Genomic DNA, 20700 nt, shown 5'->3' on the forward strand with positions numbered 1-20700 from the left:
GAGAGCGTTACAGCTCTCCTTCTGATTACGGGTGAAAAGTCCAATATGGACAGGCGATGGCATTACTCAAGCTCAATGGCGAAATAGCGTTTAGCGTTGTCAAAACAGATGTTTTTCACCATCTCACCCAGCAGTTGAATATCTGCCGGTGCTTCGCCATCGGCCACCCAGCGCCCCATCATCTGGCACAAAATACGGCGGAAATACTCATGGCGGGTATAGGAGAGGAAACTGCGGCTGTCAGTCAGCATGCCAACAAAGTGGCTCAGCAATCCCAACTGGCTAAGCTGTACCATCTGGCGCTGCATGCCGTCTTTCTGGTCGTTAAACCACCAGCCGGAACCAAACTGCATCTTGCCCGGAATGCCTTCCTGCTGGAAGTTACCGCACATGGTGGCCAGTACTTCGTTATCACGAGGATTCAGGCAATAGAGAATAGTTTTCGGCAGCGCATTATTCGCCGCCTGGGCATTGAGTAAACGCGACAATGGCAAGGCCACAGGCGCATCGTGAATGGAGTCAAAACCGGTATCCGGCCCTAAGCGTTGCAACATGAAGGCATTATTGTTACGCAGCGCGCCAATATGGTACTGCTGCACCCACTGGCGTTGATGGTATTGGCTACCTAAAAACAGCAGTACGCCGGTTTTAAACTGAGCAACCTCTTCTATAGATGGTGCCTGCCCATGAAGCGCACGGGCCAGAATTCCATCCAATGTTACTTCATCCGCTTGTTGGTATAGCACTTCATCCAGTGCATGGTCAGCGATACGACAGCCGTGTGCGGCAAAATGGTCCAGACGTTTGTTCAGAGCATCACAGAGATCGCTAAAGCGATGAATGGGGTTATCTGCCACCGCTTCAAGACGATGGATATATTCAACAAATCCCGGGGAATCAATATTAAACGCTTTGTCCGGACGCCAGCTTGGCAATACCTTAATGTTAAAACTGCTGTCCTGAGCAATAGTTTTGTGATGCTCCAGTGAATCTATCGGGTCATCTGTGGTTCCTGCCATTTTGACATTCATTTGTTGCATGATGCCGCGGGCAGAAAAGCACTCTTGCTCCAGCAGTTGATTACAGCGGTTCCATAATTCATCGGCAGTTGATGAAGAAAGCAGTACGCCAGTGATACCAAATGGGCGGCGCAGTTCCAGATGAGTCCAGTGGTAGAGTGGATTGCCAATAGTATGGGGAACGGTAGCGGCCCAGGCTTTAAACTTCTCAAGGTCTGGTGCATCACCGGTACACAAGCGCTCTGCTACTCCGTGAGTACGCATAGCTCGCCACTTGTAATGGTCTCCCTTCAACCAGATGTCATATAGGTTTTTAAATTTGTAGTCGTTGGCTATTTGCTCTGGTGGCAGATGGCAATGGTAGTCAAAAATTGGCTGTTCTGCCGCGTAGCCGTGGTATAGCTGACGGGCGAACTCGGTATCCAGTAAAAAATCTTCGGTTAAAAATTGAGACATGGAATGATTTCCTTAGTCAGAGTGATTCGCTGTTTATATCATTCTATAAGTTGTTATACCAATATCAAAGTGAGTTAGATCTCATTTTTGCAATCTTCACCTTTTTACAGCCTGTCACATACCTTACCCTGTCTGAAAATTGCTGACAAACCCTGATGTGAACTAGTGATTACAAAATGTTATCCATAATATTCTGGTTTTTGTGATATACCTCAACCAAGAAAGATGTATGACAGGTTAACATAAGCTATCAACCAAAAAACATATTAATACCTTTGGCTCTACCTTAAACCTCCACTCAAAAAAGGAATAAGAAGGATGAAACTAAAACCACTATTAGCGAGTCTTTGCATTTCAGTACCGCTGATGATGACCTCGATGAGCACTGTCGCGGTTGAAAAAATCACACTGAAGCTGGCTCATAATCTGGATCAGGAACATGTGGTTCATAAAGCGCTGGATCAGATGGCAAAAGAGATACAAGAAGAGTCTGGCGGTAAGATGCGCGTACGTATCTATCCAAACGGTCAGATGGGTGGCCCACGTGAAACCATCGAAATGATGCAAAACGGTGCGCTGGATATGACCAAAGGTAGCGCCAGTGAAATGGAACCATTTGCCAGCGCATTCTCCGTATTTAGCCTGCCATACCTGTTTAAAGATGACGCTCACTTTAAACGTGTTCTTTACGGACCGGTTGGTCAGGAACTGATGAAACAGACAGACAGCAAAGGATTTGTAGCTATCGCCGCTTACGTGGCAGGAACGCGTAGCTTCTATGCTAAAAAGCCAATTAACTCTCCGGCTGATATGAAAGGCATGAAAATCCGCGTGGTATCTACCCCAACCACCAATAAAATCATCGAGCTGTTAGGCGCCTCACCGGCACCAATTCCTTTCGGTGAAGTGTATACCGCCCTGCAACAAGGGGTTATTGACGGCGCAGAAAATAACGAACCTTCTTATTTCCAGACTCGCCATGTTGAAGTAGCCAAATTCTATACCGAAGACCAGCACACCAGCGTACCTGACTATTTGGTTATCGCTTCTAAAGTCTGGAATGGTATGAGTGATGAACAGCGTGCCATTATCACTAAAGCGGCCCGCAATTCCGAAGTATATCAGCAGAAGTTATGGGACGAAGAAGTCACCAACTCACGTAATAAAGCACAGGAACTGGGAGCGACCTTTATCACGGTTGATAAAACGCCATTCCGTGAAGCATTAAGCCCGCTGTATGACGATTTCAGAAAAGATGCCAATGTGGCGGAATGGATGACCAAAATCGAAGGCGAAGCGAATAAGTAATATTTTTCCAATGGCGGTGCTGAAGGGGTTGATAAATACCGTTGTTCAGCCCGCTATTTTTATGGAACAAACAACATGCCTATTGAAAAATTAAAAAAGCCAATTGATTGGTTTATCGCAACATTCTCAGTCGTCATGATGGTGATTCTGGTAATTTGCGTAGTCTGGCAGGTGTTCAGCCGCTTCGTCCTCAATAGCCCCAGCACGATGACGGATGAGATTGCCCGCTTCAGTATGATTTGGGTTGGTTTATTAGGTGCTGCTTATACCGTTGGCCTGCAAAAACACCTTTCCATTGACCTGTTTACCTTAAATCTGACCGGCATTAAACGCCGTATCAGCAACATCATTATTAACCTTTGCATCTGCGGTTTTTCTGCCGGTGTGATGATTTGGGGCGGTTATACCCTGTTGGCAAAAGTGTATGAGTCTGGTCAGGTTTCCCCTGCCATGCAGGTACCAATGGCCTATATCTACATAGTGTTACCGATAAGCGGCATCATCATGGTGTATTACAGCCTGCTGTTTATTATTGATGCTATCGTCAATCCCGGGACAGAAGAGGAGAGTAAATAATGGAATGGCTCACCGCCTGGGAATGGTTTGTTCCCCTTGTTATGTTGATGACCTTTGTCATCCTGGTTTTTACCGGCGTTCCTATCTCTTTTGCCATTGGTATTGCCACGCTGGTCGCTGGCTCACTGATGCTGCCAACCGATGTTACGCTAACCATATCCGGCCAGAAGATAGCCACCGGACTCGATAGCTTCTCTCTGCTGGCGATACCGTTCTTTATACTGGCAGGTTCACTGATGAACAGCGGAGGCATTGCCCACCGCCTGATTAATCTTTCTCAAATTATGGTAGGTCGTATTCCAGGCTCTCTGGGTCACGTTAACGTGATGGCCAACATGATGTTCGGTTCGATTTCCGGTTCAGCGGTTGCTGCTGCCGCAGCCGTTGGCGGCACCATGGCCCCAATGCAGAAAAAGGCAGGTTATGAGCCCTCTTTCACCGCTGCCATTAACGTCACGTCCTGTATCTCTGGCTTATTAATTCCGCCTTCAAACGTGCTGATCGTTTATGCGCTAACCGCTGGTGGTATTTCGGTCGCCACTCTGTTTATGGCCGGTTATATCCCGGGCATTCTGATGGGCCTGAGCGTAATGCTCGTCACCTACATTATTGCCAAACGCCGTAATTACCCAATGGCACCACGTCCTACCATGCAAATGGTAGTAAAAGCCTTTCTGGATGCGATCCCAAGTCTGCTGATGGTCGTGATCGTTATGGGTGGCATTTTGGGTGGTATCTTTACCGCAACCGAAGCGTCCGCTATTGCTGTGGTTTATACCTTTGTACTTTCGGTGCTGATTTACCGTGAAATCAAATTTAAAGATCTGCCAAAGATCATTCTTGATTCAGTAGTCACCACCTCTATCGTATTGTTCCTGATTGGCGTGTCTGTAGGTATGTCCTGGGCCATGACCAATGCCGATATCCCTTATATGATTAACGAAGCGTTAATCAGCGTGTCGGATAACCTGATTATCATCCTGCTGATCATTAACATTATTCTGTTAATTATTGGGGTGTTTATGGATATGACACCTGCTGTGCTGATCTTCACCCCAATCTTCTTGCCTATCGTTAAATCGATGGGAATGGATCCGGTGCACTTCGGTATTATGATGGTATTCAACCTGTGTATCGGACTCTGTACCCCACCGGTCGGCAGTGCGCTGTTTGTTGGTTGCTCGGTCTCCGGCGTGAAGCTGCAAGACTTACTGAAACCTATGTTGCCATTCTTTGCTGCATTACTAGTTTCACTGTTTGCCGTCAGTTACATACCTCAGCTCTCCCTGTTCCTGCCGGGTCTGTTTGGCATGAAATAAGGTTCTGCTTCATCGCTGGTACTGTGTGTGGTGCCAGCGATGAACAGTTAAAAGATAAAAACCGCAATAAACCAATACCCTTCATAGATTTCAACACAACATAGTGAACATATTTTATAAGTGGTATGATAGCCTCATCATGTCCGATTAAGCCTTCAATCACTGGTTTTAACCATTAGAGTACTCAATATGCAAATGGCCGACAGTTCTCGCTTATATCAACAAATCGCTACTGAATTAAAACGTCGCATTGAGCAAGGTGTGTATGCCGTTGGTGAAAAATTACCGGCAGAACGACTGATCTCTGATGAAATGAACGTTAGCCGAACGGTGGTGCGCGAGGCCATTATCATGCTGGAAGTGGAAGGCTATGTGGACGTACGCAAAGGCTCCGGCATTCATGTTATCTCTAATCAGGCCAAAACCATGGTGATGCCCCACAGCGGTTTGGAGTTTGCGTCCTGCGGTCCATTTGAGCTGTTACAAGCTCGTCAGTTGATTGAGAGTAATATCGCTGAATTTGCCGCGACTCAGGTCACCAAAGAAGATTTGCTTAAGCTGATGGAAATTCAGGAACACGCCCGTAAAGAGGACCGTTTCAGGGATTCCGAGTGGGATTTAAAATTCCATATTCAGGTCGCGATGTCCACCCACAATACTGCGATGGCAACTATCGTTGAAAAAATGTGGAGCCAGCGAGTGCTTAATCCCTACTGGCGTAAGCTACACGAACACATTGATGAGCGCTCCATCGAAAGCTGGTGCGACGAACACGATAAGATCCTCAAAGCGCTAACCCGTAAAGACCCTTATGCCGCCAAAGTTGCTATGTGGGAACATTTGGAAAATACCAAACAGATGCTGTTTAACGCCACCAACGAAGACTTCGAATTTAACGTTGATCGTTATATGTTTGCTGAAAACCCGGTGGTACATCTGGAGCATGCTTCGGCGCTTGAGAAGAGAAAATAGTCACAATCTGAATCTTCCCCGAATAAGCAGATAGCTTTATGGGGAAGAATCGTTAATTCCTGTCAGTATATGACGCGGTTTTATAACCTTAACGGGCTTCAAGCAGCCCCTGTTTTTCCAGTCGCTTGTAATACACCAGAGAAAATAGAGTCACAATAACAATCCAGCTACAGGCCAGAGTAATCATAATCCACGAGCTTGCACCACTAAATACCGCGATTAAACCCAGTAAACTGCTAATAACCATCACTCGGGCACATAAACGATGAGTGGCATACCAAACTTGCTCGCTGGCTAAAGTCCATGGTGTTCTGATACCGATATAGAAATTGCGTTTTACCTTCCCCATCGGATTACCAATAAGAAACAGTAAAATAAACAATCCAATATAAACGGTATGTTGTATATCCGAAGCATCGGTCAATACGGCATGCAGCATCACTGCATACAAAAAACCAAACAGACAAACAATGACCATAATGAAGTAAGAATAGGTCGTCTTAAACGACGCTAATCCAAATCGTTTGGGAGAGAGCCAGGGCAGGCACAGGCCAAGTACCACAATAATACTCATCAGTCCCGGACCTGACAGATATAACATCTCACGTGAGCCATAACTGTCAGCTGAACCATCCCAACCCCAGTGTATTGGAATTAATACCGGTAGGTCAGCGTAATATACAGAAGTGACGATAGCGGCGGCAGCGATAAGTAAAACACAAACCATGAGATGTATCTTTTTCATATATTTCCCTTATCTTTGGTGCGTGTGGTGAGATCCATCGCCCATGCGATCACATCTTCCAGTACCGTAGTATTGAGCTGATACCAAATCGTTTGTCCATCACGCCTTCTGGTTATGAGATCCGCATTAACCAACACAGCAAAGTGATGCGACATGGTTGGCTTGGTCATGTTGAAGTGTTGGGCTAAATCCCCTGCGGTCATTTCTCCCCCGCGCAGCAAATGCAGAATTTCCCGACGAGCCGGATCGGCAATTGCCTTAAAAGCATCATTCATCATTATCACGACCTGCCGTTGTATTAACACACCCATCTAATTAGATGATTATCGAAATATAAAAACAATAGTTAGTTTTGTCAAAACGTTATTATGATGAACGCAGGATTAGCTAAGTCGAATAGCCAGCCCGTTGCACTAATTCTGAACCCGGGCATAACCCTGACAACGGTCTGAAGTACGCTATTTTACTCAAAATATTATAATTTCTCGTAATGCAACCGACAGTAGCGGGTGAGAAACTCAACGCAAACCCGTAATTTGACTGAAGTGTATAGCGGAGCCTGATACACCGCCCAAACGTTGGCACTTTGGGTATATTCCGGCAAAATTTGTACCAGTTGCCCGGTTTTTAACAGCGGTTTGGTGTCCCATTCAGAGCGCAACATGATCCCTTTCCCTTCCAGAGCCCAGCGCAGGATAATTTCACCGCTGTTTGAGGAGAGATGGCCCGATACCTTTACCGACTTTTTACCCGCAATCCCCTCCAGTTCCCAAATACCCGGCGTAACATCCCTTTCTTTGGTGATGAGACAATCATGATGAGCTAACTCAGCGAGTGATACCGGTTCACCATACTGCTGAAGATATTGTGGCGCGGCGCAAAGAATACGTCGGTTTTGCATTAACAGGCGGGCAATATAGTTTTCAGGTATGTCATCGTTAATGCGGATATCAAGATCGATATCATCTTTGTTTAAATCAATCTGTCGGTCAAACAGTTCGAAGTTAATCTGTAAGGCGGGATATTCGGTCATGAGTTCAGTAATCGCTGGCGCAATAATGTTTCGTCCAAAACCAAAACTACAACCAATATTTACCATACCCACCGGCAATTCTCTCAGATGGGTAACATCATCCATCAGCGTTTGCAGATGCTCAAGAATAGTGACCGCGTGCTCATAAACCACTTTTCCGCTTTCTGTTAGCGTAATGCCGCGTGAAGAGCGCTCCAGCAGCTTACTGCCTAAAGCAGATTCCAACTGTTGAATACGCTTACTGACAAATGCCGGAGTTTGCCCTAACGTTTCCGCCGCGCCGTTAAAGCTCTGGTTTTTCACCACGCTCACTAACACCTGCAAATCTTTGGATTGGGGATAATGGACCAGACTCATAATCATTCCCACGCTATCTTTTGAAGATGAAGTGATAATACGACAAAAGCCATAGCCACCACCTTGATATTTACCTTATCTGTGAAGCTGAAAAGTTAATAATTTCCATCCATAACAAACAGATTTCACGATCAACGATTCGTTGTTTAATGCTTCACAAATCCCTGGCAGCTAAAACCCTACTTTTTGTGTTAGTTTTCACTCAGTACTAAAAGTTGTTATTTACCATGCTGTTAGCGGCAGAGGTGAATATTATCTAAACGCTGGAGTAACAGATAATGACCATAACAAATAAGAGTGAAGGATTCGAAAAGCTGACCCAAATAGTGGCAGACTTTACCGCCATGATCTCCACCAGAATGCCGGATGATGTGGTGGATAAACTAAAAGATTTAAGGGATCGCGAACAATCAGGATTAGGCAAAATCATTTACCATACGATGTTCGATAATATGGAAAAAGCCATCAAACTGAACCGCCCGGCCTGTCAGGATACCGGCGAGATTATGTTTTTCGTTAAAGTCGGCTCTCGTTTCCCTATGTTAGGTGAGCTGCAAGCGGCGCTAAAGTTGGCAGTGGAAGAGGCCACCATTAAAGCGCCACTTCGTCATAATGCAGTAGAAATCTTTGATGAAGTCAACACCGGCACCAATACCGGCTCCGGCGTACCCTGGGTCACCTGGGATATCATTCCTGACGGTACCGATGCAGAAATTGAAGTCTATATGGCTGGTGGCGGCTGTACGCTTCCCGGCCGTTCTAAAGTGCTGATGCCTTCAGAAGGCTATGAAGGCGTAGTCAAATTCGTGTTTGAAAACATTTCCACACTGGCGGTCAACGCCTGCCCTCCGGTATTAGTCGGCGTAGGTATCGCCACATCGGTTGAAACCGCCGCAGTGCTTTCCCGCAAAGCAGTATTAAGGCCCATCGGCAGCCGTCATCCCAATCCTAAAGCCGCTGAACTGGAGTTACGTTTAGAAGAAGGGTTAAACAAAATTGGTATTGGGCCACAGGGCTTAACCGGTAATAGTTCGGTGATGGGAGTGCATATTGAATCCGCCGCTCGCCACCCTTCGACCATTGGCGTTGCTGTCTCTACCGGTTGCTGGGCTCACCGCCGCGGTACTCTGCTGGTTCGTCACGACCTTTCTTTTGAAAACATTTCTCATACCAGGAGCGGACTATGAAAAAGATTCTGACAACCCCGATCAAAGATGAAGATCTGAAAGACATTAAAGTCGGCGATGTGATTTACCTTAGCGGTACCTTGGTAACCTGTCGGGATGTCTGCCACCGCCGACTGGTTGAGTTAAAACGCGATATTCCCTATGACCTGCGGGGAAAGGCTATCTTTCACGCTGGGCCCATTGTGCGTAAAAACGGTGATGGCTGGCAGATGATCTCCGTTGGTCCTACTACCAGTATGCGAATGGAAGCGTTTGAGAAAGAGTTTATCGAGAAAACCGGAGTAAAAATTATCGTTGGCAAAGGCGGTATGGGACCCAATACCGAAGCAGGCTGCAAAGAACACAAAGCGCTACACGTTATTTTTCCTGCCGGATGTGGCGTTGTTGCAGCAACTCAGGTGGAGGAAATTGAAGAAGTCCACTGGACAGAACTGGGCATGCCGGAATCACTGTGGGTATGTCGGGTGAAAGAATTTGGTCCTCTGGTGGTTTCCATTGATACCCACGGAAATAACCTGATAGAACACAATAAAAAGCTATTTGCCGAACGTCGCGAGTCATTAGTCAATGATATTTGCCAACACGTTCACTATATAAAATAGTCGGTTAACAGAGGCCAGCCGCTGGCCTCTGCACCTCATAAAAGGAAATATCCTATGGCAAATTACTATTTGTCAGGGCGATGGCTTGCTCCTTTACTGGTCAGTGTGCTTATCGCCATTATTCCTACTCCGGAGGGACTCGCCCCTCATGCCTGGCTCTACTTTGCTATCTTTCTTGGCGTCATCGTTGGATTAATTCTTGAGCCCTTTCCCGGCTCGGTGGTTGCCATGTGCGGTATTGCTGTTATCGCAGTGCTCTCGCCCTGGTTGCTGTTTAGCCCGCAACAGCTAGCCGATCCGGGCTTTAAATATACCTCTAAGGCGCTCTCCTGGGCGGTGTCAGGATTCTCTAATTCTGTTATCTGGCTTATTTTTTCTGCCTTTATGTTTGGTATTGGATATGAAAAAACCGGCCTTGGTCGGCGGATCGCACTCATGCTGGTGAAAAAGATGGGGCATAAAACGCTGTTTCTTGGCTACGCCATTATGTTATCGGAACTGATTCTTGCCCCGGTCACGCCATCTAACACCGCGCGGGGAGCAGGAATTGTCTATCCTATTATTCGTAACCTGCCTCAGCTCTACGATTCTCAGCCCAATACGCCGAGCGCCCGTAATATTGGTTCTTACATTATGTGGATGGGCATTAGCGCCGACTGTGTCAGTAGCGCCATTTTCCTGACGGCTATGGCACCTAACTTATTAATTGTCGGATTAATTAAAGGCTCTTCTCATATCACACTCTCATGGGGTGACTGGTTCCTTGGCATGTTACCGTTAAGCATTTTACTGGTTCTGTTGGTTCCCTGGTTAACTTACCTTATTTATCCCCCTCATCTGAAACAGGGTACACAGGTTCCTGAATGGGCCACTAAAGAGTTAGCCACCATGGGGCCGCTCAGCGCCAATGAAAAGAAAATGCTGTTGTTTATGGGCATTGCACTACTGCTGTGGATTTTTGCCGGTCACCTGATTGATGCGGCAACCGTTGGCTATGCCATTGTGGCGTTGATGTTGCTGAATAAAATTATTACCTGGGACGACATCATCAGTAATAAATCCGCATGGAATGTGTTCTTCTGGCTGGCCTCACTGATCACTCTTGCCACCGGTTTAAATAACACCGGATTTATCAGCTGGTTTGGTCAACATTTGGCAGATGGCATGCAGGGGTTCTCTCCCCTCACGGTTAGCGTAGTCTTAATCTCCGTCTACTATCTGTTACGCTACTTCTTTGCCAGCGCAACCGCGTATACCTCTGCCTTAGCACCCATGATGATTGCAGCGGCAATGGCTATACCGGATATTCACTTCACCAGTTTTTGTCTGATGGCCGGAGCAGCTATTGGTTTGGGGAGTATTGTCACGCCTTATGCCACCGGACCAAGCCCTATCTATTATGGCAGCGGTTATTTACCAACCGCAGACTACTGGCGTCTTGGCGCAATTTTTGGCGTACTGTTTTTAGTATTACTATTGATAACCGGCCTGTTATGGATGCCGATAGTATTGTCTTGAATGAAAAGGATAATATCCTATTCTAATAAACGAAAACGGCGAGATAATCTCGCCGTTTTTGACTGCTGAAAAACCAGATAAATTGGCCGCAATAAATATTCCGGTCGTAAAATCTAAAGTGCTTATATTAACTTTGTGCCCGACCGGAAGACCCTCTGTACTTAGTTGTCGAGTGCGTTGGGCCTGGCCGGGTTAGGGGCGCTTCGTTGGCTTACGCCAAGTCGACCCCAACACCCGTCCCTCCCAACGATTGACTATCTTAAAGTACTAAACTGACTTATCAGCTATTGTTTTTCTCTTCTTCGGCTTCAACCTGACGGGCCCAGCGTGGATGGTGCTTCTTCGCCCATTTACGACTGACTTTACCTTCAATCATGCCGGAAATAGAGCCTTTCACCCAGAATGCCATATAGATATGGATCAAAATGGCGTGAATCAGCACAATCGCCGCAACCGCGTGTAATAACAGACACAGACGGATCGACCACATTGGGAACAGATGCGCAAAGTAAGGACGCCAGATGATAACTCCGGTTACCAGCAGCACCAGAATCAGGCTCATAATGCTCCAGAACATCATCTTCTGACCCGGATTATATTTCCCCACGTCTGCTACTTTGTGTTCGTTGCCTTTCAGCACTTCCACAATATGCAGGAACCAGCCAATATCATCTTTCTTCGGGATGTTATGCTTCACAAAACGGAAGAACATCACAATCAGTACGAAGAAAATCAGTACGCCAAAGAAAGGATGCAAAATCCGTCCCATTTGCGGCGTACCAAAGGTCTGAGTCAGCCAGTGTAACGATGGGAAAAACATCGCAATACCCGACAGGGCAACCAGAAAGAAGCAAATCACCACCGTCCAGTGGCAGGCTCTGTCGATAAACGAGTTACGTTTAATCATCTTACTTTTCTTCATGATGATCCTCCTCGTCATCGCTTTCGACTTTATTTGGACCGACACCCACATAGTGGAAAATCAGACCGGCAAAGGTCGCAACAAAACCCAGAGCCGACAGCGGCTTCAGAATACCTTTCCAGAAACCCACCACCGGACTGATGGCAGGATCTTTCGGCAGCCCGTGATACAGCTCAGGACGATCGGCGTGGTGCAGTACATACATCACGTGCGTACCACCAACCCCTTGCGGATTATATAAACCGGCATTGGTGTAGCCACGAGAGTTCAGCTCTGCAATACGCTCTTCCGCCAGATGAATCATGTCTTTCTTGGTACCAAAGGTAATGGCACCGGTCGGACAGGTTTTCACACAGGCAGGTTCCTGACCTACGCTAACGCGGTCAACACACAGGGTACATTTGTACACCCGGTTGTCTTCTTTGTTCAGACGCGGAACGTCAAACGGACAACCGGCGATGCAGTAACCACAACCGATACAGTGTTCTGACTGGAAATCAACGATACCGTTAGCATACTGTACAATTGCACCGGCAGACGGACATGCCTTCAGGCAGCCCGGCTCGCTACAGTGCATACAGCCGTCTTTGCGGATCAGCCATTCCAGTTTGCCGTTTTCCTCGACTTCCGAGTAGCGCATCACGGTCCATGACTGCGGGGTCAAATCCGCCGGGTTATCATAAACCCCGACGTTATGACCGATTTCATCACGAATATCGTTCCACTCTGAACAGGCTACCTGACAGGCTTTACAGCCGATACAGGTGGTGACATCAATCAACTTTGCCACTTCTTCCTGGTGATGACGCACCTGTGGAGGCGGCGTCAAAACGTTGGTGGCGGAACGCTTCATAATGTCTTGAGATTGCATTGACATAATTGTTCTCCGTTACACCTTTTCCACGTTAACCAGGAACGCCTTAAACTCTGGCGTTTGTGAGTTAGCATCACCCACCGATGGCGTCAGGGTATTGGCAATAAAGCCGTTACGCGCTGCACCTTTAAAGCCCCAGTGAATTGGAATACCAACAGTTTCCACATCCTGACCGTTAACTTTCAGAGTGCGAAGACGTTTGGTAACCACCACTTTGGTCTTAATCTCACCGCGTTTAGAGCTCACCTTCACCATATCGCCGTGCTGTACACCTACTTTCGCCGCCAGCCCTTCACTGATTTCAATGAATTGCTCCGGCTGAGTAATGGCATTCAGCTTCGAGTGTTTGGTCCAGGTGTGGAAGTGTTCGGTTAAACGATAAGTGGTGCCCACATAAGGGAATTCCTTACTGGTACCCATTTCTTGCTTATCGCTTTCAAACATCCGCACAGCCGGGTTAGACACTACATTTGGATGCAGTAGGTTAGTCCCAATCGGCGTTTCAATTGGCTCATAGTGCTCAGGGAATGGACCTTCCGCCATTTTATCCAGAGCAAACAGACGACCGACGCCCTCTGGTTGCATGATAAATGGACCGGTTTCCGAACCTGGTGCAGCGGTCAGGTTGAAGTCAGGCACGTCGTTACCGCCCCACTTACTGCCGTCCCACTCGAGCAGAGTACGTTTTGGATCCCAGGCTTTGCCCTGTACGTCAGCGGAAGCACGGTTATAGATAATGCGGCGGTTAACCGGCCATGCCCATGACCATTTGGTGGTTAAACCCAGGCCTGACGGGTCAGCGTTATCACGCAGTGCCATCTGGTTACCGGCTTCAGTCCAGCTACCGGCATAAATCCAGCAGGCACTGGCAGTGGTACCGTCGTCCCTCAGATGAGCAAAGGTCGATAACAGCTGGCCTTTCTTCGCCAGTACATTACCGTTAGCATCCACAACATCCGCCAGCGCCCGGCCGTTAAGCTCTTTTGCCACTTCTTCCGAATCCGGATGATGTGGACGAGAGTAGTTCCACTGCATATTTAGCAGAGGTTCCGGGGTATTACCGCCTTCGGCGTTATACAGCTCGCGAATTTTAAACAGCAGAGCAGATAACATTTCGCCGTCGGTTTTTGCTTCACCCGGTGGCTCTGCGCCTTTCCAGTGCCACTGTAACCAGCGACCGGAGTTAGCAATAGAACCATCTTCTTCAGCAAAACAGCTGGATGGTAAACGGAAGACCTCAGTCTGAATCGCGGCAGGATCGACGTCGTTATGCTCGCCGTGGTTTTCCCAGAAGCTGGCCGTTTCGGTAGCTAATGGGTCCATCACTACCAGGAACTTCAGTTTCGCCAGAGCACGTGCGGTTTTGTTTCTGTTTGGCGATGATGCCAGTGCGTTAACGCCCTGACAGATAAAGCCGGTCACCTGGCCCTTATCCATACGTTCGAAATAGTGCATCCAGTCGTAGGATTGGTCCCATTTTGGCAACCAGTCAAAACCCAGTCATTATCTCTCTGCGCTTTATCACCGTAGAAGCTCTTCATCATGCTAATAAAGAACTTAGGATAGTTACTCCAGTAGTTCACCTGACCTGGCAGTACGCTTTTTGGCGTAACCGCTGACAGGTAGGTTTCCAGATTAGTATGCTTCTCTGAAGGCAGGGACAGATAACCCGGCAAGCTTTGAGATAACAGACCAACGTCAGTCGTACCCTGAACGTTAGAGTGACCACGCAGTGCGTTTACCCCACCGCCCGCCATACCAATGTTACCCAGCAGCAGCTGAATCATCGCCATGGTACGAATATTTTGTGAACCAACAGTATGTTCGGTCCAGCCTAATGCGTACAGGAAGGTGGTGGTTAAGTTTGGCGCACTGGTTTCCGCCAGCACTTCACACACTTTGGCAAAATCTGCCTGTGGTGTACCGCAGATGTTTTCAACCACATCCGGGGTATAACGGCTAACGTGATGTTTTAACAGATTCCATACGCAACGCGGATCGCTCAGCGTTGGATCGCGCATTGGTTGACCGCTGTCATCCAACTGATAGTTCCAGCTGGATTTATCATAACGCCCTTTCTGCTCATCAAAGCCGCTGAACAAGCCGTCTTCAAAGCCGAAATCTTCGCGAATGATATAGCTGGCATTGGTGTAATGCTTCACGTATTCCGCATTGATTTTATTATTATTTATCAGATGCAGGATAACGCCCGACAAAAAAGCAATGTCGGTACCAGAGCGGATTGGGGCATAAATATCTGCCACCGATGCCGTACGAGTGAAACGAGGATCTACCACAACAATTTTGGCATTGTTGTGTTTTTTGGCTTCCAGCGCCCAGCGGAAACCAACCGGATGTGCTTCTGCAGCGTTACCGCCCATCACCACAACCACGTTCGCATTTTTGATATCAACCCAGTGGTTGGTCATCGCACCGCGACCAAATGTTGGAGCAAGACTTGCTACCGTTGGTCCGTGTCAGATACGTGCTACCTGGTCGATTCCTAACATGCCGAGGGACCGGATAAACTTCTGAGTTAATAAGCCGGTTTCGTTACTGGCCGCAGAGCCACACAGCATACCGGTACTCAACCAGCGGTTTACTACCGTACCGGCGTCATTGGTATGCTGAAAATTCGCATCGCGATCTTGTTTCATTAATTTAGCAATGCGATTTAATGCGTCATCCCAGCTCAGGCGTTGCCACTTATCCGAACCCGGCGCGCGGTATTCCGGATATTGCAAACGGCCTTCACTATGAATGTAATCGATAAGCCCCGCCCCTTTCGGACAAAGCGCACCGCGGTTTACCGGATGATCCGGGTCCCCTTCGATATGGAAAATACTACTTTTGGCGTTTTTCGCTCCGTCGCCCAGACTGTACATTAACAGCCCACAGCCAACGGAACAGTAAGTGCAGGTATTACGCGTTTCACGGGCATTGAGTAATTTATAATTACGAGTTTCTGCCAGTGCCGTAGCTGGCGCAAAACCTAATGCCGCTACCGTTGTACCCGCCATACCGCCAGCGCAGATTTTAAAAAACTGCCTCCTGCTGACCTGCATGGTTCTCTCCTCATTGATGACATACGAACTTAATCATTTACGCGCGGATTATAGAGGGAACAACCGTCTCACTTATTGATCTCGATCCTTAATTATCGATTTGTTTTTGTTAAAATTTTTACTACTTAATAGGTATTAATATGAAAATTTGATCAACTAATAGCATTATAATTTGCAAGGTTATTAAATTTAACATTTGAACGAAAAATAGTCATTTTGATGTAATCAAACCAGGCATAAAAATGTTATTGATGACATATCGCCATGAAAATGAAACATAATATATCGAAAGGTCAAAAATGCACCCCAGATGTAAAAATTTGTAACTTGTTTTATTTTATAAAGAATTTTTACAATTCGACATATTTAACTACCTCTAACGAAGTAATTTTTTTAACATTTAAATTAACATAAAAATGCCGATTTTAGCGTCTTAACAAATTTGATGTAGCAGGGTTTTTAACTCATCAATGGAATATATTTAAACTCGGTGAATTTTGATGTAATCGATAAAAGCTCTGAATGCGGCAGACATATGATTTCGGTTTGAATAATAGAGGTGAAAACCCGATAGCTCAGGTAACCAGTCATCGAGAACAGAAATCAGTTTTCCACTATTAAGCCAGGGTTCCGCCATTTCTCTTAGCAGATAGCCTACTCCTGCACCGTTTAATGCCATATCCAGCGCTAAATCAAGATCGTCAACCAGAACAGAGCCATTAACTGCTATCTCCTGTCTGTGTATTCCCTGTTCAAACTGCCAGTTGTAGAGTTTTCCGCTGGGATAACGAAACTGAATACAGGCATGGCCTGTCAGGTCCTGTGGAATTTTTGGACGAGGGTTTTTATTAAAATAGGCCGGGCTGGCAACCACGGCATAGCGGACTGACGGCCCAAGGGGAATGGAGATCATATCTTGCTCAATAATATTATTTAACCTGATCCCTGCATCAAATTGCTCACGAACAATATCTACAATACGGTCGTCCATACTTATTTCAACTGAGATATCAGGATATTGCTGTACAAAACCAGCAATCAGAGGGGCCAGATACAAACGACCTCCCTGACGAACCGCATTGATACGAATGGTCCCCATTGGTGAGTTCCGGTAATCGTTCAACTCTTCCAGCGTCAGGTTTATCTCTTCAAAGGCTGGCGCCACTTTGTCATACAGCCGCCTTCCCACCTCCGTCAATGAAACACTACGGGTAGTTCGGTTAAACAGCCTGATTTTTAGCTGCTCTTCCAGCTGTCTTACCGAATGGCTAACCGCCGATGCGGTAACTTCCAGATCCTCAGCAGCCAGCCGAAAGCTTTGGCGTCTTGCCACGGCAATAAATGGTGAAAAGTCCGCAAGTTTGAATTTCATTACTGAATATTTCTCATCAAGCCATAAAAATTAGTGATCTTTATTACACACAATTTGCCCGATAAAGTCTCCTGACACAACTCAAGTTATGCGCTTATCTAAGCTGCAAACGTGAAATTCTGAGATCTATTTTTGAGGTAACAATATGACAAATAAAACCATTGAGCATGTATATATTGCGGGCGGTTATGGAATGATTGGCTCCCATATTGCCATGCAAATCAGGCAGCGATTCCCTGCTGCTCGCATTACGCTTGCCGGGCGACATCCTGTTGGTGGAGAAAAATTAGCTCAACAGCTGGGTAATGCGGCAAGCGTTTCTCTCGATCTTAACGGCAATCAATGTCCTGAAGCAGCCAGCAATGCCGACATGATTATCAGTGCAGTACCAGACCCACAAAATATGCTGGCTGAATACGCCATCAAAAACCATATCGCCTTCATCAATATCACCTTAGGTAACGGCGATGACATTCTGCCATTGCTTCATCTGGCAAAATATCACCACGCTTCACAACCGGTTGTGCCGCTTGGTTATTACGAAGCTGGCATGTTATTACCTTTGGTTGCACTTTTGGCACGCCAATTTAAACGTGTAGATACTGTAGACATGACCGCACTGCACGATCTTTCCGATCCTCTCGGTGAGCTTTCATCTCAAGAGCTAAATAACGACATTCCACCCGCACTAATGCGCAGAGACGGCTACTGGATACGCAGTAGCGAGCCACGAGAAGTCACACTGTTTAACCATGAAAAAGTATCGGCCACTCCCTTTAGTATTCTTGATATCAGTGCCGTATCTGCCATGACAAACGCCACCTCAGTCAGGTTGGATGTTGCATCAGGTTCATCCGTTGGCATGCATAATCATCAGCAGCCATCTATTGATTTGTATGTTGATATGAAAGGAATCAATGCATCGGGTCAACCAGTGGCTAAGAGAATCTTAGCTTCTGACCCGCAAGGTCAGGCACACTTTACCGCACTGGGTGTCCTGACGGTAATCGAAGCAATGCTAACCAGTGACAACGTTGGCTTTATACTGCCGGAAGAGTTCATCGATTTTGATATCGCTTTACAGTCAATGCGTGAAGCTGGAGTCTCCATCACACAAAGCTAATTCACCGGCCAGACAAAGATGAGGCTCTCTCTGAGAGCCTCAGATTGATGACAAAGCCAGATGATTTAATTTTATGTTTTAACATAGCCAATTGTCGGGAGGGGCTCCCGTAGGGGTCGACTTGGCGCAAGCCAACGAAGCGCCCCAAGGGAGACCAGGCCCGACATGCACCGAAGTCAAGTACAGGCGGTCTTCCGGCCGAGCACGAAGATGATATGAGCAATATCGTTTTTACGGCCGGAATATGCATTGCTGCTGATTGATTAAGTTTGTCAGCAGTCTCTCTGCCAGCCCTTTCATCCCATTAAACCCACACTTTAAAACCACCAGAAAGATAAAAAAGTCCGCGTTAACTCACACTTGTACATTAAATAATTTGTATATAAGGCGCTTTCAACATCAATTATTTTGATTCAACAACCGAAGACATGATGGGTATCAACCTGATAATGAGAGCTGGTTCTGATTATCTTTTCTGCGTCAAAAAATTTGTCGCTACGGTGGAAATCATTTTCCTGTTGGTTTATTCATTCCTCGCCTAGTCTGATCGGAGAAAAGACACTTAATCCCCTACCCCATAATCATGGGACACAAGGAGCCTGACCTATGACACAACATACTTTTCGTGCTGAACCCTTTGCCCTGCCGTTTGATTTAAAAACTACTGCGCTGGTCATGATTGACATGCAGCGTGATTTCGTTGAGCCGGGTGGTTTTGGCGAAGCGTTGGGCAACGATGTTTCACTGGTTCGCACCGCTATTGAACCCTGCAAAAAAGTGCTGAAAGCTGCGCGTGACCATAAGATGCTGGTGATTCATACCCGTGAAGGACACCGTGCCGATCTGACAGATTGTCCTCCGGCAAAATTAACCCGTGGCGGCCAAACCTTTATCGGAACTAAAGGCCCAATGGGCCGCATTCTGGTACGTGGTGAAGACGGTCATGACATTATCCCTGAACTCTACCCGATTGCCGGCGAGCCAATTATCGATAAACCAGGCAAAGGTGCGTTTTATCAGACCGACTTGCATTTAATTCTGCAAAATCACGGCATCAAAACCCTGATCGTTTGCGGCGTTACCACTGAAGTTTGCGTTAATACCACCGTGCGTGAAGCCAATGACCGCGGCTATGAGTGCATTATTCCTCAGGATTGCGTGGGCTCTTATTTCCCTGAATTCCAAAAATATGCTCTGGAAATGATTAAAGCTCAGGGCGCTATTTTTGGTTGGGTGAGTGACGCTAACGCCATTGTGGAAGGCCTGAAAGGGTAAACAGCAATGGGCGGAGGCGAACGTTCTGTTAACCATAACCTGACAGTACTTTCGGTTGGTTACCTTGCGAAACCAATGCTGCAGGTTAGTCAGTCTTTAATCGTCCACAGCGTTTTCTCCCGGGCGGTGAACTTATCGCTGGCTAATGATGGTTTATTAACTCTGCTGAGTGCTGAATACCAAAACCTGCCCTGTGCTGTAAGAATGGTAACACCTGCCGGATGGGACTGGCGCGACTATTGCGACAACGGCATGAGTATCATCACCGGGCAGGGATGGTTAATTGGCAATGCGTGGCAGGCAAATAGCCTTCAGGCCAGTCAGTGGCAACCGACAAAACTTGCTATGCCCATTAATGCTGACAGCCTGAAAAAAGTAAGCAATGACCACGATGTGTTAAAGACGTTATTAGTTAATTATTGTCAGCAGCATCGAATCAGCAGCACATTAAAGTTGCTTCCCGATTGGCCGGCCAACGGACTGATTCCCCGGTTAGAGTTGACCGACAGTGATAGCCAATTGCAGCAACAGGTTTCCTGTCTGATTGGCTATGGCTCTGGTTTAACGCCGGATGGAGATGACTATCTGTTGGGATACCTGGCTGCGCTCTCTTTGTGGCAGCAGCATCCAGCAATTTCACACCATCTGACCAACGTTAAATCCGCCATCAATCAGATGCTGATGAAAACGACTGATATCAGTAAACACTATTTATCTCTGGCATTGCAGCAAGACTATTCTGAACCCGTACATCAACTTTTAACCTGTCTTTGTCACCGGACATCTCATGAAGTGCTGATGCTCGCCGGCCATCAGGTTATGCAGTTTGGTGCCGCTTCCGGCGTGGATTGTCTGGCTGGCGTACTGCACGGTTTAAGAACCATCAGAAGTACGCAGTAACCCCTGTTGGGGCCTATTTATTCAATATTCATGTTGATATTTCCCCATATCGACACGTGATGATCTTGCCTGCAAAC

At 46.9% G+C, this 20700-nt stretch carries 17 protein-coding genes and 1 pseudogene; 10 read left to right on the forward strand and 8 right to left on the reverse strand.

Features of this window, described 5'->3' with window-relative positions; genetic code table 11:
• Nucleotides 1-62 precede the first annotated feature (62 nt).
• Nucleotides 63-1475, reverse strand: coding sequence for a glucuronate isomerase (gene uxaC, locus GOL65_RS08895; protein ID WP_140920687.1), 1413 nt, complete (start codon nt 1473-1475; stop codon nt 63-65).
• Nucleotides 1476-1793: 318 nt separating this feature from the next.
• On the opposite strand from uxaC, the gene GOL65_RS08900 reads away from it, so the two are divergent.
• The 4 genes from GOL65_RS08900 to exuR all read left to right on the forward strand — a co-directional run bounded on the left by GOL65_RS08900 (nt 1794) and on the right by exuR (nt 5650).
• Nucleotides 1794-2783: a TRAP transporter substrate-binding protein gene (locus tag GOL65_RS08900; protein ID WP_140920686.1), complete on the forward strand. Its 990-nt coding sequence runs from the start codon at nt 1794-1796 to the stop codon at nt 2781-2783.
• Between the two features lie 75 nt (nt 2784-2858).
• Nucleotides 2859-3359 carry a TRAP transporter small permease gene (locus GOL65_RS08905; protein ID WP_140920685.1) on the forward strand — a complete coding sequence of 167 codons (501 nt, stop codon included), beginning with the start codon at nt 2859-2861 and terminating at the stop codon, nt 3357-3359.
• On the forward strand, nt 3359-4678 hold the full coding sequence (locus tag GOL65_RS08910; protein ID WP_140920684.1) for a TRAP transporter large permease: 1320 nt from the start codon (nt 3359-3361) through the stop codon (nt 4676-4678). Before GOL65_RS08905 ends, GOL65_RS08910 begins: the two co-directional genes overlap by 1 nt.
• A 189-nt stretch (nt 4679-4867) precedes the next feature.
• On the forward strand, nt 4868-5650 hold the full coding sequence (exuR, locus tag GOL65_RS08915; protein WP_140920683.1) for a transcriptional regulator ExuR: 783 nt from the start codon (nt 4868-4870) through the stop codon (nt 5648-5650).
• A gap of 88 nt (nt 5651-5738) precedes the next feature.
• Here exuR and GOL65_RS08920 read toward each other — a convergent pair whose 3' ends face one another.
• The 3 genes from GOL65_RS08920 to ttdR form a co-directional block, all read right to left on the reverse strand.
• Complete coding sequence (locus GOL65_RS08920) at nt 5739-6395, reverse strand: SdpI family protein (protein WP_140920682.1); 657 nt, start codon at nt 6393-6395, stop codon at nt 5739-5741.
• Nucleotides 6392-6673, reverse strand: coding sequence for an autorepressor SdpR family transcription factor (locus tag GOL65_RS08925; RefSeq protein WP_322091096.1), 282 nt, complete (start codon nt 6671-6673; stop codon nt 6392-6394). The genes GOL65_RS08920 and GOL65_RS08925 overlap by 4 nt, the downstream gene beginning before the upstream one ends.
• A 197-nt stretch (nt 6674-6870) precedes the next feature.
• Complete coding sequence (ttdR, locus tag GOL65_RS08930; RefSeq protein ID WP_140920681.1) at nt 6871-7785, reverse strand: L-tartrate utilization transcriptional activator TtdR; 915 nt, start codon at nt 7783-7785, stop codon at nt 6871-6873.
• 278 nt (nt 7786-8063) lie between these two features.
• Here ttdR and ttdA point away from each other — a divergent pair, with 278 nt between their 5' ends.
• The 3 genes from ttdA to GOL65_RS08945 are packed head-to-tail and all read left to right on the forward strand — an operon-like array spanning nt 8064 to nt 11092.
• Entirely contained in the window at nt 8064-8972 is a 909-nt protein-coding gene (ttdA, locus tag GOL65_RS08935) for a L(+)-tartrate dehydratase subunit alpha (protein WP_407657470.1), read from the forward strand.
• Nucleotides 8969-9574: a L(+)-tartrate dehydratase subunit beta gene (gene ttdB / locus GOL65_RS08940; protein WP_140920679.1), complete on the forward strand. Its 606-nt coding sequence runs from the start codon at nt 8969-8971 to the stop codon at nt 9572-9574. The genes ttdA and ttdB overlap by 4 nt, the downstream gene beginning before the upstream one ends.
• A gap of 54 nt (nt 9575-9628) precedes the next feature.
• Complete coding sequence (locus GOL65_RS08945) at nt 9629-11092, forward strand: anion permease (protein ID WP_179038277.1); 1464 nt, start codon at nt 9629-9631, stop codon at nt 11090-11092.
• A gap of 280 nt (nt 11093-11372) precedes the next feature.
• On the opposite strand, the gene fdnI is transcribed toward GOL65_RS08945, so the two are convergent.
• The 4 genes and pseudogenes from fdnI to GOL65_RS08965 form a co-directional block, all read right to left on the reverse strand.
• Nucleotides 11373-12017 carry a formate dehydrogenase-N subunit gamma gene (gene fdnI, locus GOL65_RS08950; RefSeq protein ID WP_140920981.1) on the reverse strand — a complete coding sequence of 215 codons (645 nt, stop codon included), beginning with the start codon at nt 12015-12017 and terminating at the stop codon, nt 11373-11375.
• The gene (gene fdxH, locus GOL65_RS08955; protein WP_140920904.1) at nt 12001-12891 is read right to left on the reverse strand and encodes a formate dehydrogenase subunit beta; all 891 of its coding nucleotides are present in this window, start codon (nt 12889-12891) and stop codon (nt 12001-12003) included. The genes fdnI and fdxH overlap by 17 nt, the downstream gene beginning before the upstream one ends.
• Nucleotides 12892-12903: 12 nt before the next feature.
• Nucleotides 12904-15953, reverse strand: a pseudogene (gene fdnG / locus GOL65_RS08960) (formate dehydrogenase-N subunit alpha).
• Nucleotides 15954-16434: 481 nt separating this feature from the next.
• Nucleotides 16435-17325 (reverse strand): LysR family transcriptional regulator, encoded by an 891-nt coding sequence (locus GOL65_RS08965; RefSeq protein ID WP_140920905.1) that lies wholly within the window; start codon nt 17323-17325, stop codon nt 16435-16437.
• Between the two features lie 145 nt (nt 17326-17470).
• Here GOL65_RS08965 and GOL65_RS08970 point away from each other — a divergent pair, with 145 nt between their 5' ends.
• From GOL65_RS08970 to GOL65_RS08980, 3 genes are all read left to right on the forward strand, one after another.
• On the forward strand, nt 17471-18448 hold the full coding sequence (locus tag GOL65_RS08970) for a saccharopine dehydrogenase NADP-binding domain-containing protein (protein ID WP_140920906.1): 978 nt from the start codon (nt 17471-17473) through the stop codon (nt 18446-18448).
• Between the two features lie 606 nt (nt 18449-19054).
• Nucleotides 19055-19723 (forward strand): cysteine hydrolase family protein, encoded by a 669-nt coding sequence (locus GOL65_RS08975; RefSeq protein WP_130590555.1) that lies wholly within the window; start codon nt 19055-19057, stop codon nt 19721-19723.
• Nucleotides 19724-19729: 6 nt separating this feature from the next.
• Nucleotides 19730-20623, forward strand: coding sequence for a DUF2877 domain-containing protein (locus tag GOL65_RS08980; protein WP_179038278.1), 894 nt, complete (start codon nt 19730-19732; stop codon nt 20621-20623).
• The last annotated feature ends 77 nt before the right edge of the window (nt 20624-20700 follow it).

Source organism: Limnobaculum xujianqingii (assembly GCF_013394855.1).
GTDB lineage: Bacteria > Pseudomonadota > Gammaproteobacteria > Enterobacterales > Enterobacteriaceae > Limnobaculum > Limnobaculum xujianqingii.